The organism is Flavobacterium sp., from assembly GCF_044369455.1.
Taxonomy (GTDB): domain Bacteria; phylum Bacteroidota; class Bacteroidia; order Flavobacteriales; family Flavobacteriaceae; genus Flavobacterium.
The window spans coordinates 243,084-258,695 of sequence record NZ_JBIPLW010000001.1; the positions used below are offsets into that span (position 1 = coordinate 243,084).

Genomic DNA, 15,612 nt, shown 5'->3' on the forward strand with positions numbered 1-15,612 from the left:
TTGAAAACACTATACTTTATTAATCCATTTATTAAAATATTAAAAGTACGCTTAGCTTTTATTTTGCTTTTTAGTACTTCCGTTTTTTCTCAAGTTACTCCAACAGAGCCAAAACCAGCCGAAGAAGAACCTAAAGGATATTCTACAGGTAAAGTTGAAATTCAAAATCCAAACAGCATTGTTAACGCCTACACTTATGATGCTGCCACTAACCGATATATTTATACGAGTAGTGTTGATGGCTTTAATATTAATTACCCCATTATTTTAACACCGCAAGAATATGAAGAGTTAGTACTTCGTGAATCAATGCGAGAGTATTTCAAGCAAAAATCGGATGCTATAGAAGGAAAAAAAGACGGAAGTGATGCTGCCAAAAAAGATTTACTTCCACGGTATTACGTAAACTCTGGTTTCTTCGCAACTATTTTTGGCTCAAATACTATCGACGTAAAACCAACGGGGTCAGTCGAAATGGATTTGGGAGTTCGCTATACAAAACAAGACAATCCTGCTTTTTCTCCTCGAAATAGAGCCCAAACCAATTTCGATTTTGACCAAAGAATCAGCATGAGTTTAAACGGAAAAGTGGGAACACGATTGAATGTAAATGCAAACTATGACACCGAATCAACTTTTGCTTTTCAAAATCTAATTAAATTAGAATTTGACCCGACTGCAGGTGGCGGGGAAGATTCAATTATACAGAAAATTGAAGTTGGAAACGTTAGTATGCCTTTGTCAAATTCTTTAATTCGTGGTGCCCAAAGTTTATTTGGGGTCAAAGCGCAACTGCAATTCGGAAGAACTACAGTAACAGGAGTTTTCTCTGAACAAAAATCACAAACAAGATCAGTTACGGCTCAAGGCGGAGGCACTATTCAAGATTTTGAATTATTTGCATTAGATTATGATACGGACAGACACTTTTTCTTGTCGCAGTATTTCAGAAACAGATACGACCAGGCGTTACAAAACTATCCTTTTATCAATTCTAGAGTTCAAATTACAAGAATTGAAGTTTGGGTAACCAACAGACAAAATCGTGTAAGCACAACCAATAACAACTTAAGAAACATTATTGCGTTACAGGATTTGGGAGAAGCAAGACTAACTGGTTTAAATGATCCACAAATCGTAGCGGTTGACGCTGCGCAGTATCCTACTTTTTTTATAGCTCCAGTAGATTCTCCTTCTAACAATGGAAATAACGGATACGATCCAAAATTAATAACAACCGGAGGTGGATTATTGAACGGAAACATTAGAGATATTGTAACTGCTAGTGCTGGTTTTAATAATATAAACCCTGTAGATGAGGGAACCGATTATTCTAAATTAGAAAATGCTCGAAAATTAGCTGCTAACGAATATACATTCAACCCACAATTGGGATATATCTCTTTACAACAACGATTATCTAATGATGAAGTATTAGCGGTTGCTTATCAATATACCATTGGTGATGACGTGTATCAGGTTGGTGAATTTGGAACTGATGGTGTAGATGCAACAGTAATTACTGATGGAGGAACAGCATCTCAAACGATATCCTCTCAAAGTTTGGTGTTAAAAATGCTGAAAAGCAATTTGACTAATGTTCAAAAACCTATTTGGAACTTGATGATGAAGAATATTTATCAAATTCAAGGAGGGTACCAATTACAGCAAGAAGATTTCAGGTTTAATATTTTATATACCGATCCATCACCAATAAACTATATCAATCCAGTTCCTGGAACACCTTTCCCTGACACTATTACAACAGTGCCTCCAGGAAATGAAGTTTCTGAAACACCACTATTAAAAGTATTGAATGTTGACAAACTTAATTTTAATAATGACCCACAAACGGGTGGAGATGGTTTTTTTGATTTCGTGCCAGGTTTAACAGTTGACCAACAAAATGGTCGAATTATTTTTACATCTGTTGAGCCATTTGGTAAATTAATTTTTGATAAACTAAAATTACCTTCAGACGCCAGTAATTATTTTGATACAAATACGTATAACGGTAACCAAGCAAAATATGTTTTCAGAAGCATGTATGCCAGTACACAAGCTGCTGCTTTACAAGATGCCGAAAAAAATAAGTTTCAATTAAAAGGAAGGTTTAAATCTTCTGGGGGAGATGGAATTCCAATTGGCGCATACAATGTTCCTAGAGGTTCCGTTGTAGTAACCGCAGGAGGAAGAGTGCTACAAGAAGGTATCGATTATAGTGTCAACTATCAAGCAGGTAGAGTTCAAATTTTGGATCCTTCTTTGCAAGCATCAAATACTCCAATTCAGGTTTCGGTAGAAAACAATGCTACATTTGGGCAACAAACCAGAAGATTCATGGGAATCAATGTAGAACACAAGTTCTCTGATAAATTGTTACTTGGAGCTACCTTAATTAAAATGACCGAAAGACCGCTTACCAACAAGTCAAATTACGGTCAAGAGTCGGTTAACAATACCATTTTTGGTTTTAATACCACCTATTCAACTGAAGTTCCTTTCTTAACCCGTATGGTTAATAAATTGCCGAATATTGACACCGATGTTCCATCGAATTTCTCGTTACGTGGAGAAATGGCATTTTTAAAACCTGCTGCCTCTAAAAATGATCAGTTTGAAGGAGAAGCTACCGTTTATGTAGATGATTTTGAAGGCTCTCAAACCACTATTGATATGCGTTCAGCATTATCTTGGAGTCTTTCGTCTGTACCAAAAAGACCTGCTGTAGCTGATTACGATGATTTTGGCTCAGCCGCAATTGACCTGAGCTATGGTCACAAAAGAGCCCGATTAAACTGGTATAGCATTGACCCAACCATTTATGTACAAACTCCCGGAGATATTGGTCAGGATGGAATTTCATCAAATAGCACCAGAAGAATCTTTAATAGAGAATTATTCCCGCTTACTAATATCCAAATTGGACAGTCTCAAGTTATTAATACTTTGGATTTATCTTATTATCCAGAAGAAAGAGGACCCTATAATTACAACCCACAAGCATTAAGTCCAGGAGGTTTTGCTGATCCTACGAAAAATTTTGGTGGAATTATGCGTTCGATTAACTCTACCAATTTTGAACAAAGTAATGTAGAGTATATCCAATTTTGGGTATTGGACCCTTATTTTGACCCAGGAAATCCAACATCTTCGGCAGACCAAACAAATATTGGAAGTGTATATTTTAATCTTGGAGAAATATCCGAGGACGTACTAAAAGATTCTCGTAAACAATATGAGAATGGATTACCTACTAATACTACTATAACAAACACAACCAATCCTACGGTTTGGGGAAGGGTTCCGTCGTCACAATCGCTAATCTATGCGTTTGATGTAGATGGTGCCAATAGAGCTTCTCAAGATATTGGATTTGATGGTGTAAATGATCAAGGAGAAAGAGCATTGGCCAATATAGACCCCGGTTTTGCCGCTTTAGAAGACCCTGCTGCTGATAATTACCAATACTTTTTAAATGCAACTGGCTCAACCGTATTTGAACGTTATAAAAAATATAATGGTACCGAAGGCAACTCTCCCGTTGGTGTTTCAGATACTAACAGAGGATCTACCACAGTTCCTGACGTAGAAGATATTAATAGAGATAATACGATGAATGAAGCCAATGCGTATTATGAATATAAAATAGAAATGAAGCCTGGGATGACTGTTGGTTCCAATTATATTACAGATATTGTTTCAACCGTTATTGATGGAACGGCAGTTCCCAACGGAATAGCAACTGAGGCAAGATGGATTCAATTTAAAATACCCGTTTCACAACCAACAAGTGTAATCGGTAGTATATCTGATTTCCGTTCCATCCGTTTTATGAGAATGTTTATGACTGGATTTAGCAAGCCTGTTACCCTTCGTTTTGGTGCTTTAGATTTAGTACGTGGCGAATGGAGACGTTATGAAAATACGCTGCAAACCACTGATGCAGATCCAGATGATGACAATACTAATTTTGAAGTCTTAGCCGTTAACATTGAGGAAAATGCACAACGTTCGCCGATACCTTATGTAACTCCTCCAGGTGTAATAAGAGAGGCAATAGGTCAAGGACAACAAATACTAAATCAAAATGAACAATCACTTTCATTAAGAGTTTCTGGGCAAGGATTGGAAGTTGGTGATTCAAGAGCTGTTTTTAAAAACGTAGATGTTGATATGCGTCAGTATAACAAAATCAAAATGTTTTTACATGCTGAAGCCTTACCTTCTCCAACCGACCCAACACCACTACAAAATGATCAAATGAAAGCATTTATTCGATTTGGTAATGATTTTACTAATAATTATTATCAAGTTGAAATTCCGTTAAAAGTAACTGCCGAAGGCGAAACAACCGCTGAAGCCATTTGGCCTGAACTGAATGAAATAGATTTACCAACTTCATTATTAACTAAATTAAAAATACTAGCCATGAGTGCTCCTCCAGGAGATTTTGTTGATGGCGTTTTATATAAAGATGATTTTGAATTAGACCCATCATTAGCAGGAATTGTTGGCCGTGGTCCGCTACGAATTGGTGTTAAAGGAAATCCAAATTTTGGATTGGTTAGAACCTTAATGGTGGGAATAAAAAACAATCATACCGATAGAGTTAAAGGTGAAGTATGGTTTAATGAATTACGACTCGCAGATATGAACAACAAAGGTGGTTCTGCAGCCGTATTAAATATTGATACCAACTTAGCAGATTTTGCTACAATTTCGGCAACAGGAAGAATGAGTACTATTGGTTTTGGTGCTATTGAACAAAGTCCGCAAGAAAGAAGCCGAGAAGATATGCAACAATATAATATTGTAACGAACTTTAGTTTAGGAAAACTATTGCCTAAAAAATGGGGAATCAATTTGCCCTTCAATTATGCTGTGGGTGAAGAAATAATTACTCCAGAATACGACCCATTCAACCAAGACATTCGATTAGAACAATTGTTAGACAATACAAGTAATGCAGCCGAAAGAGAAAATATTAGAAATAGAGCCATCGATTATACCAAAAGAAAAAGTATCAACTTTATTGGTGTAAAAAAAGAAAGGGCGCCAGAACAAAAACAGCATGTTTATGACCCAGAAAACTTAACACTTTCGTATTCTTATAATCAAATTGAAAAACACAATTACGAAATTGAGAATTTTATAGACCAGCAAGTAAATACCACTGTAGATTATACGTATGCTTTCCAAAATAAACTAGTAGAGCCTTTCAAGAAAAGTAAATTCATGAAGAAAAGTTCCTACTGGAAACTACTTAGTGATTTTAACTTTAATTACCTACCTGCTAGTATTTCGTTTAGTAGTAATATCATCCGACAATACAACAGACAACAATTCCGACAAGTTGATGTTGCTGGAATTGCTTTAGACCCTTTGTACAGAAGAAATTATTTATTCAATTATCAGTACGGATTTAATTACAATCTAACCAAAGCATTAAAAATCAACTTCACCGCTTCTACACATAATATTGTTCGTACCTATATGGACGAAAATAATGTTCCTGATAACAGCAACACGATTTGGACAGATTTTTGGAATATTGGTTTACCCGATCAGCACAATCAGCAAATTGTTGTGAATTATGAAATACCTATTAATAAAATACCTTTTTTAGCATTTGTTAAATCAACCTATACTTACACTGGAGATTACAGTTGGCAAAGAGCGCCGTTAGGGTTTTCTCGAGTGGAATCATCAACAGATCCTGGAGTGTTTTTTGATTTAGGTAACACCATTCAAAATGCAAGTTCACATCGTTTGAACACGGTTTTGAATATGGAAACTTTTTATAAATATATTGGTTTAGGAAAGAAACCAGCAGTTGCTCCAGCAAAACCAGCAGCATTACCTAAACCTGGTGAAAAAATCACGAATACTAAAGCGCAACCAGCAAAATCAACTAATGTCTTTTTAGACGGATTAAAAGGGGTTTTGACGAGTGTGAAAAATGTACAGATAAATTATACCAGAAATGAAGGGACAATGCTTCCTGGATATTTACCAAGTTTAGGGTTTTTCGGAACCGCAAGACCTACTTTAGGATTTGTTTTTGGAGCGCAAGATGATGTACGGTATGAAGCAGCCAAAAATGGTTGGTTAACAACATCACCTGACTTTAATCAGAATTACACCAATGTTATTACCACTACGCTCAACTTAACGGCTAACGTTGATTTATTTCCTGACTTCAAAATTGATTTGGCAGCAGATAGAACTTATGCTAATAATTTCTCAGAGCAATATAATGCAACTGAAACCCCAGATGCAGACGGTAATTATTATCAACCACAATCGCCATACAATTTCGGAAATTTTTCTATTTCAACAGTATTAATCAAAACGGCTTTTAGTAAAAGTGATGAAACTGGTTCGGCTGCCTTTGATGATTTTAGAAATAACCGATTAATTGTTGCAGACAGACTGGCAAGTCAATATTATGGGACAGGTATTCCAAGATATGGTGATATTGCGAATCCAATTCCGACTGACCCTAATGACCCAAAATATAATTTTTATAATGCTAATTCTGGTTATCCAATTGGTTTTGGAAAAAATAATCAAGAAGTTTTAATTCCAGCATTTTTAGCTGCTTATTCAGGAAGTTCTGCTGGAGGTGTTTCTTTAAGTGCTTTACGTGACATCCCTATTCCAAACTGGACCATTAAATATAGTGGATTAATGCGTTATAGTTTCTTTAAAGAGCGATTCAAACGGTTCTCTATTCAACATGCTTATAGAGCTTCTTATACTATTAACTCTTTTCGATCCAATCTTGATTATAACCCAACAACTCCTGCACAAGACAATGGAGGATTTGGAAACTTCGTTAACAAAGACATCATAGGAAATGTCAACTTAGTGGAACAATTTAATCCATTAATACGTCTCGATTTTGAAATGAAAAATGCCTTTAAAATCTTAGCTGAGATTAAAAAAGACCGAAGCTTATCGTTGAGTTTTGATAATAATTTATTAACCGAAGTTCAAGGCAAGGAATTCATAGTTGGTGTCGGCTATCGATTCAAAGATGTTATCTTCTCTTCAACTTTAGCAGATAACCCAACCGGAATTATTAAAAGTGATATTAATATGAGAATTGACTTCTCATACAGAAACAATAAAACCATTGTACGTTATTTAGATTATGATAATAACCAAATTGGAGGTGGACAAAATATTTGGTCAGCAAAACTAACAGCAGATTACTCACTGAGTAAAAACTTGACTGCTATTTTCTTTTATGACCATTCCTTCTCAAAACCTGTGATTTCTACTTCGTTTCCATTAACGAATATTAGAGCTGGATTTACCATGAGATACAATTTTGGAAACTAACCCATATTTCAATAAAAAAAGTCAATATCAAATCATATCTTTACAGTCTAAAATTAATATCAAATGAATATACCAAGCAATTTAAAATATACTAAAGACCACGAATGGGTTCTAATTGATGGTGATACTGCAACCATTGGTATCACTGATTTTGCACAAAAAGAATTGGGCGACATCGTGTATGTTGAAGTTGAAACTTTAGACCAAAGTCTTGATAAAGAAGAAGTTTTTGGAACTGTTGAGGCTGTGAAAACTGTTTCTGATTTATTCTTACCCTTGTCGGGAGAAATAATCGAATTTAATGATGCTTTAGAAGTGAGTCCTGAAGATGTGAATTCAGATCCATATGGAAAGGGCTGGATGGTTAAAGTAAAAATCGCCAATGCTTCTGAAATAGAAGAACTACTTTCGAGCGATGATTATAAACAACTTATAGGTGCTTAAAAAAACACTGTTTGGTTTAGCTATTAGCTGGACACTTCTTATTGCTTTTTTATGTTTGGTTACCTTTAGTAAGTTGCCTTCTTTAGGGGTTTCAGGTGTCGACAAATATGTTCATGCAACATTACATTTTGTTTTTACCCTTTTTTGGGGATCTTATATTTCACTAAAGCAAAATGAAATAAAAATACCCAAAATACTTCGTGTTGTTATGTTATCTATTCTCTATGGAATTGTAATTGAGATTTTACAGGAAACAACTACTACAACACGAAATGCTGATATATTGGATGTTTTAGCAAATTTTACAGGAACATTGTCGGCATTAGCAGTATTTATTCTACTCAAAAAGAAAAAACAAACCAACTTTAGATACTAAAAATAGTATCGTTTAGCAATAGTCACGAGTCGGGATTTTATTTACTTTTACCGCATTAACACCAAACAATATCTAAAATAGATATATTTAATAAAAATGAAAAAAATACTCCATTTTACACTTCTTATCTTAACTGGTTTTTCTAATGCACAAGTTTCAAATAAAGAAACCGAAAAATTTCCAATTTTTCCATCTTGTGAAGGATTGCAGTTTCAAGCGTTAGAAACTTGTTTTTATAATGAGGTTCAAGATTTTGTATACAACAATTATAAAGTGCCCGAAAACCTGAAACAAAATAATTTTAAAGGTACCATCATTGTGCTTTTTGAGGTAAATGAAACTGGGAATTTTAAAGTGATTTACGTTGATGCGGTAGACGAATCATTAGTAACCGAAAGCAAAAGAGTTTTTGGTAAAATGCCTAAAATCACTCCGGCTACCTATAACGGAAATCCTACCTATACAAGGTTTACGATTAAAATTGGTATTCCGTTGCAAAGCCTAGCCGAAATGCAGGCACAAAAAGAAGCTAAAGCTACAGCCGAAAAAAAATCAAATACTTTCAAACCTAATGATACTCATTTAACGGAATTGGATAGTATTCCATATAAAAAATTTGAAAATCCTCAATTCGAAAGTCATATTAACATCCCATTTTCACACAGTTATTATGCACAATTTGATGATGAGATGAATCAAATTGGCGCTAACAATCATACAGGCTCCAAGCCCTTTGCTTTTGCAGAAGTAAATAAATATTACAATTTAGAAAATGCTAAAAAAGATTTGGCTAAAAACAAACGTACTTGGTGGGGGAAAAAATTATGGAACGAAAATTTCGTCGAAATTCAAGGTGAAGATTATTGGTTTACTTTAAACCCAATAGTAGACATACAGCTCGGTAGAAGTAGTTCAACTTTTGACGTAAGCACCTTTATCAACACACGTGGTATTCAATTTAGTGGTGGTTTGGGAAAAGATCTGAATTTCACAACTACTATTTATGAAAGCCAAGGAAGATTTGCTGATTATTTTAATCGCTATGCAGAATCTATAGCTCCAGATGGAGGAAATCCAGCGATTATTCCAGGAATTGGTATTGCTAAGGAATTCAAAACCGATGCCTATGATTTCCCGATGGCAGAAGCTAATTTATCGTACACTCCTAGTAAATTTATTAACTTGAACTTGGGTTATGGTAAAAATTTTATTGGTGATGGTTATCGTTCGTTGCTTTTGGGTGATGGTGCTAGTCCGTATCCTTTTTTTAAACTGAATACTACCTTTTGGAAGATAAAATATACCAACATTTATACATGGCTTAAAGATGTTCGGACCGAAGTTACCGAAGACCGAACGTATGCAACCAAGTTTGCGGCCAGTCATTATTTAAGTTTGAATGTTACCAACCGATGGAATATTGGTTTGTTTGAATCAGTAGTTTGGACCAATAGAAATAACCGTGGTTTTGATATGAGTTTCGTTAATCCGATTATTTTTTACCGTACGGTTGAATTTGCATCTTCTGCACGAAGCGGGAATGCCTTATTGGGATTAACTTCAAAATACAAGATAAGCAATCAAATTAATATTTACGGACAGTTTTTGTTAGATGAATTTTCGTTGAACGATATGAAAGCGGGGAATAAAAGCTGGAAAAACAAATACGGTTACCAGTTAGGTGTCAAATATTATAATGCATTCAACATCAAAAATTTATTGTTGCAGGTAGAATACAATCATGTGCGACCATATGTTTATGCACATAGCGAAGCGATTACCAACTATGGTCACAACAACCAGAGTTTGGGACACAACTGGGGTGGAAATTTCAAGGAGTTTATTGCCATTGCTCGTTATCACAAAGGACGTTATTTTGCCGATGCTAAAGTTACTTTTGGTACTCGAGGGTTGGATTTTAAGACGGCTACAGACAACTTTAATTACGGAAGCAACATTTATTTAAGTTATAGCGACAATCGCCCTTTTGATTCTGGTGTGACTATTGGACAAGGAAACAAAACCAACATTTTTATTGGTGATTTACAAGCGGGTTATCTTATCAATCCTTCCACCAATATGAAGCTATTCGCCAGTTTAATCTATAGAGACTTTAATCCAACTACTGAAACGGATACCGCTTTTAAGGAAACTACTACTTGGTTCTCTGTAGGATTGCGTTGTGATATCTTTAATTGGTATTTTGATTATTAATGGCTAGTTTATTTGTATGAGTTGATAGAAAGACCTATTGCTTAACTAGCCCCGACAGTAGCAATCCGCCGTGCGGAGCGGATGGCGGGAAGAAGAGTGAGAGAAAAAACAAAAGTGCTGCTCCTTATCTATAGTATCATCTCCGAATACGGAATTACGATAGAATATCCTTTGCTTTTGAAATAGTTGGTTGGATTTTCTTTTGAAATACTGAGCACAAAATCGCCTCCCCATGCGCCGAGACTTTTGATTACACCATCGAAATCGGGAAATAACGCTTCTTTAACCGTTGTGAGTTCAAGAATATTACTCATTTCTATTTCGTGTTTTTGCAAAGCGATAGCAAATTCATTTGCCGAACTAGCTTCAATAACGGCATGGGTGATGTCATTGATTTTTGATATGCTTTTGTCAATAACTCCGTTTTTTCCATAATAAGCTGCTATTGCTGCTTTGCTATTTTGCTTTTGATTGAGGTAAACAAAATAGATTTTATTGGCAAAATCTGGTTTAAAGATTACGTTTTCAACAAGTGGTTTTTGATTTACTAACTGAAACACTATTGGAGCATTATTTTGAGCACAGGCAATGTCGTAACCACTACCTCCAAAACTTCTTTTAAGAAGCTCAAACGCATCAATTTGTAACCATTGGGCAATATTGTTGATTAATGTTGAAGAGGTTCCTAAACCCCAAGATTTGGGAAAGGTCAACTCGGTTGAGATGGAATATCCTTTTGCTTTTGTAATAAAATCTGAATTCATCAAATAAGCCTCGTGCAAAATCTCGATTAAGGTATTTTTAATAGTTTCTGCGTCTTCAAAGTGTTCTTTTTGGATAACTGAAGAAAATGAGATTATGTCTTCAAACCAAATACTACGATCGCTATCAAAACTTTTCCATTGAAAGAGTTCGCCATCGCCTTCTTCAATGATTAGATTTTGACCAAATTTAGTCGGCAACGCAAAGGCTTTAGCGCCATCTAGCACTACATATTCTCCTGTAATGAGGAGTTTCCCGTTGCTGTAAAATGTTTTAGTCAAGGGTTATTTTCTTAAATTTTCAATAAATGTAACTACAGCCGAATGAGAAATCGTGTTGTTTTCAAAATGATTTTTAATCATTTTTCGTTCATCGACAGTGGTTTGATATTGATTTAGGATATTATTGATGTGCATTTTCATGTGTCCTTCTTGAATACCCGTAGTTGTAAGCGAGCGTAGCGCTGCAAAATTTTGTGCTAATCCGGTTACGGCTACAATTTGCATCAACTCTTGCGCAGATGGTTTTTCTAAAATTTCTAAGGCTATTTTAACCAAAGGATGCAAAGACGTTAATCCGCCAACGGTTCCTAATGCCAGTGGAATTTCCATCCAAAAAGTGAAGATTCCGTTATCGATATTGGCATGTGACAAACTCGCATAGGTTCCGTTTCGAGATGCATAAGCATGAACTCCCGCTTCTACGGCACGAAAATCATTTCCGGTTGCTAAAACTACGGCATCAACACCATTCATTATTCCTTTATTATGCGTTACGGCTCGAAAAGGTTCTATCTCAGCAATGCGAACCGCCTGAACTAATTTTTCTGCAAACTCTGATGGATTTTCGATTCTTCCCTGCCGGCTCGTAGGCAGGTTTTCGGCAAGTTCATCTACCTTGCAAGAAACTTCGGCACGAACCACACAATTGGGAACATAATTTGAAAGAATGCTCATCACAATGGTGATGTTTTTTTCAACTTCATTAAAATCTGGATAATTATACGCTTCTTCTTTTACTGTTTTTGCCAATTGTTCTAAACACGAATTAATAAAATTAGCGCCCATGCTGTCTTTGGTTTCAAAAGTGGCATGCAATTGAAAGTAATTGTCAAGTTCGCTTGTTTTATTTCGAAGCTCTAAAGAGGTGATTCCGCCACCACGTTTTTGCATGTTTGCCGTAATACTTTCTGTAGAAGCAATCAGCATTGGTTTAATCTTATTGAAAAAATGTTCTAGTTTAAGAGCTTCTCCAAAAAACATAAAATGCACCTGCCCTATTTTTTCGGTATTTAAAACGGTGGCTTTGAATCCGCCGCGAGTAGACCAATACTTAGCCGATTTTGCGGCTGCCGCTACAACCGAACTTTCTTCAATAACCATTGGAACCGAATAGTACTTTCCGTTAATTAGAAAATTTGGTGCAATTCCCATAGGTAAATAGAAATTGGATATGGTGTTTTCAACAAAGTCGTCATGAAGTTGTTGGAGTTTTGTATCGCTATTCCAATATTGTTTAATAGTTGAAATTCCTTCTTCTGGATTGAAAAAATATTCCTTTGCAATCCAATTTATTTTTTCTTCTTTGGTTAGTTTTGAAAACCCTGCGACTGCGGTATTCATGGTTGAGTGGTTGTGGTTTGTGGTTGAGGCGTTGCTTCTGGTGTTGGAGCCTGTCCTTCCTCATATTCGGTTTCTTTCAAATCTTCGGATTGCCTTCCAAGACTTACTTTCGGATCATCTTTCGTTCCGGTAATCTTCATCGGGATTCCAATGATACCCAATGGTGGTAACCCCAGTCGCATTTTGATGTTTAAAGCGCCATCAAAACTAGATTGCCCTTCTATTCTTGGGCGGAAACCTGCTACTTTGAATTTGAAACGTTCAATATTTATGATATTATTTTTGATGGTTGTGTTGATATCGACTTTAGACAAATCAGGGTTGTTAATAGCGTCTTTCCCTGTTTTTTTGCTTACGGCACCAAACAATTTAAAGCCTTTCATTTTTACATTCTTTACAGAAAGAGTTCCTCCACCCGTAAGCGATGGAAAAATGGGTTGCATGTTTTCATCAAGTATTCCTACCACTTTATAATCTAAAGAAATAATTCCTTCGGCATTTTCGGCAGCGGAAGCCATGTCACGAAAAAGTTTTACCTCTTTATAGGCACGTTGTACATCAAAATTTTTAGCAGAAATCTTGAAATCGAAATTGGCTCTATTAGGAGATTCACTTTGATAAACGACGTCCGTTTTCACAGTACAACCAATAATGTCAATGCTACTATTTCTTAGCATAAGTTTACCTTCACTAATAACCATGCTTCCGTTTAATTTTTCGAGAATTAAATCTTCAAAATTGACTTTGGCAGCAGTGGCATCAAATTGAATATCAAAATTTGGTGGAATAACTACAACACCTGTAGTTTCAGGTGCTTTAACTGGAGTATCTGTTTCAGAGGAAGATGTAACAGTTGCATTCGACATAAATTCATCCACATTAATATAATCTGACTTAAGCGTAAAATTTCCTTTTAAAACCGCTTTATCGGTCAAGGCAAAATCGATTACATTTTGCAAATAGCCCGACATTTTGAAATCGGATTGCCCATAGGTTGCCGAGAATAAATGGAAATTCATTTTGTCTTGGTTAAATACAAAGGTTCCTTGATTAATAACAAAGGGTTTTGGTAAAAATTCGGACGTCGTTTTGATATTACGCAGGCGCAAGGTGCCGCTATTGTGAAGGTTTTTATAATTCCCTTTCATAGCATCTTCCTGTGAACCTTTAAAAGCCACATCAGCAAAAATATACCCTTCTAAATCAAGTCCTTTACGGGAAAAGACTTTATAAATTCGAGCCAAATTTAATTCTCCTTTCGCTTTTATATCGTACCTAATATTTTCAAAATTATTCAATAATGCTTTGACAAAAATTGGATTTCCTTCAAAATCTAAAGATGCTTTATGGATGTTTACATTTAAATCTTTGACAGTTCCTTCTTTATCTAAAATCGTGGCAAAGACATTTATATTCTTTATTGGTTCGGGATAGTAAATACTTTTCACATAGCCTGTAATTAATGAAATCTGACCATTAGTCACTGGGATTTGATTGTTCTTCTTATCGTAAATTCCGTTTGATTTTATGTCTATATTCAAAACCCCGCGCAAATCCATATTCTCAATTCCAAGCGCTCGATCCATTTTGGCTAAATTTATTTTAGTTTGGATTCGAGCTGCAATTTTGGGTTTTGATAATCCTTCTGTTTTCAATATAGCTTTGAAATAATCTTGATCAACATTAAAGAAAATAGAATCTATGTTGACTCTCAATTTCTCCGTGTCCAGCGACGGTAATTTGGTGTCAAAATTTAAAAAGACATTTGAGGCCGGAAATGGTGCATCGTTATAATTGATGTAGCCATCACGAATTTTCATATTGAAAGCCAAATCAGGCTTAAGATTTTTAGAGGCGATGTATTTTCCTTTGAGGGTTAACAGCAAGTCAGTGTTTCCTTTTACTTTTGATTTATCAAGCCAAGTTACAAAATGAGGTGGCAAGGCAGTAAAAAAATCGTTGAGTTTACTGTCTTCTGATTTGATATTAAAATCCATTGCATAACCATTGCTTAAGAAAGCAAACTTCCCTATGAATTCAACAGGAAGTTTGTTGATTTTTAAATTATTTTCTTCAAAGACAAATGCTAAGGAATTGGTATTGATTTTGGTAATCAAATCGGCATTTACTTTTTTATTTTTTAGATATTGCTGACCATCATAAGTAAAATCGAAATCATTTATATGCGCTTCTGTATATAAATCAAAAACAGCTTTGTCTAAATCGCCATTGCCAATATAATTTAAGCCTTTGGCGTCAATTAGGATTTTTGTAGACTTATCATCATAAATAAAATGGGTGTTTTCTATAGCTATTTTTTCGAGGCGTAACGAGGAATCTGAAGTCTCTTTATCTGTTGTTTTAGTATCTGAATTATAGACATTATAGTTGGCTTGTCCTTTTGCATTTACTTTAACATTAACTAAAGCATCTGAAACATAAATCTTATCGATGTTTACTTTTTTATCAAATAATAATGATTTGATATTAATTCCAAAAGACACTTCGTTTGCAGAAAGCAACGTTTCTTTTTGGTAAGGTGCAGAACCTTTTAGTGAAAAATCGGTAAGGGTTACTGTTAGTAAAGGAAAATGATTAAAAAAAGATAGATTTGCTTGTTTAAAATTTAGTTCGCCATTTAGTTTTTGATTGGCAAAAGATTTTACTTCTTCGGCAATTTTCCCAGGAAAAAGTATTGGAATCAAAAAGAGCAACAATAGAACTATTCCAACTGTTATTCCGCTGATTTTTAAAATTCTAATAACAATAGACTTAGACGGCTTTTTCATTTGGTAAAAATAATATTCATTAATCAAACAAAAAAACATATGGCAGTTATTTTAC

At 35.1% G+C, this 15,612-nt stretch carries 7 protein-coding genes; 4 read left to right on the forward strand and 3 right to left on the reverse strand.

Annotated features, from left to right (window positions below; translation table 11 throughout):
• The 4 genes from sprA (at position 1) to ACIQ2L_RS01100 (ending at position 10,384) form a co-directional block, all read left to right on the forward strand.
• Positions 1-7,350, forward strand: coding sequence for a cell surface protein SprA (gene sprA / locus ACIQ2L_RS01085; RefSeq protein ID WP_396155585.1), 7,350 nt, complete (start codon positions 1-3; stop codon positions 7,348-7,350).
• Between the two features lie 63 nt (positions 7,351-7,413).
• Complete coding sequence (gcvH, locus tag ACIQ2L_RS01090; protein ID WP_396155587.1) at positions 7,414-7,794, forward strand: glycine cleavage system protein GcvH; 381 nt, start codon at positions 7,414-7,416, stop codon at positions 7,792-7,794.
• Positions 7,787-8,170: a VanZ family protein gene (locus ACIQ2L_RS01095; protein ID WP_396155589.1), complete on the forward strand. Its 384-nt coding sequence runs from the start codon at positions 7,787-7,789 to the stop codon at positions 8,168-8,170. The genes gcvH and ACIQ2L_RS01095 overlap by 8 nt, the downstream gene beginning before the upstream one ends.
• Before the next feature lie 96 nt (positions 8,171-8,266).
• Positions 8,267-10,384 (forward strand): gliding motility protein RemB, encoded by a 2,118-nt coding sequence (locus ACIQ2L_RS01100; protein ID WP_396155590.1) that lies wholly within the window; start codon positions 8,267-8,269, stop codon positions 10,382-10,384.
• Between the two features lie 128 nt (positions 10,385-10,512).
• Here ACIQ2L_RS01100 and ACIQ2L_RS01105 read toward each other — a convergent pair whose 3' ends face one another.
• The 3 genes from ACIQ2L_RS01105 to ACIQ2L_RS01115 are packed head-to-tail and all read right to left on the reverse strand — an operon-like array spanning position 10,513 to position 15,557.
• The gene (locus ACIQ2L_RS01105) at positions 10,513-11,427 is read right to left on the reverse strand and encodes a GYDIA family GHMP kinase (protein WP_396155592.1); all 915 of its coding nucleotides are present in this window, start codon (positions 11,425-11,427) and stop codon (positions 10,513-10,515) included.
• Positions 11,428-11,430: 3 nt separating this feature from the next.
• The gene (locus tag ACIQ2L_RS01110) at positions 11,431-12,768 is read right to left on the reverse strand and encodes a hydroxymethylglutaryl-CoA reductase, degradative (RefSeq protein WP_396155594.1); all 1,338 of its coding nucleotides are present in this window, start codon (positions 12,766-12,768) and stop codon (positions 11,431-11,433) included.
• Positions 12,765-15,557, reverse strand: a complete 2,793-nt coding sequence (locus ACIQ2L_RS01115; RefSeq protein ID WP_396155596.1) for an AsmA-like C-terminal region-containing protein — start codon at positions 15,555-15,557, stop codon at positions 12,765-12,767. The genes ACIQ2L_RS01110 and ACIQ2L_RS01115 overlap by 4 nt, the downstream gene beginning before the upstream one ends.
• Positions 15,558-15,612 lie beyond the last annotated feature (55 nt).

Excerpts from the sequence above, each read along its gene's own strand:
- gcvH (WP_396155587.1), top strand. The coding sequence starts at position 7,414 with ATGAATATACCAAGCAATTTAAAATATACTAAAGACCACGAATGGGTT.
- ACIQ2L_RS01100 (WP_396155590.1), top strand. The coding sequence starts at position 8,267 with ATGAAAAAAATACTCCATTTTACACTTCTTATCTTAACTGGTTTTTCT.
- ACIQ2L_RS01110 (WP_396155594.1), bottom strand. The coding sequence starts at position 12,768 with ATGAATACCGCAGTCGCAGGGTTTTCAAAACTAACCAAAGAAGAAAAA.
- ACIQ2L_RS01115 (WP_396155596.1), bottom strand. The coding sequence starts at position 15,557 with ATGAAAAAGCCGTCTAAGTCTATTGTTATTAGAATTTTAAAAATCAGC.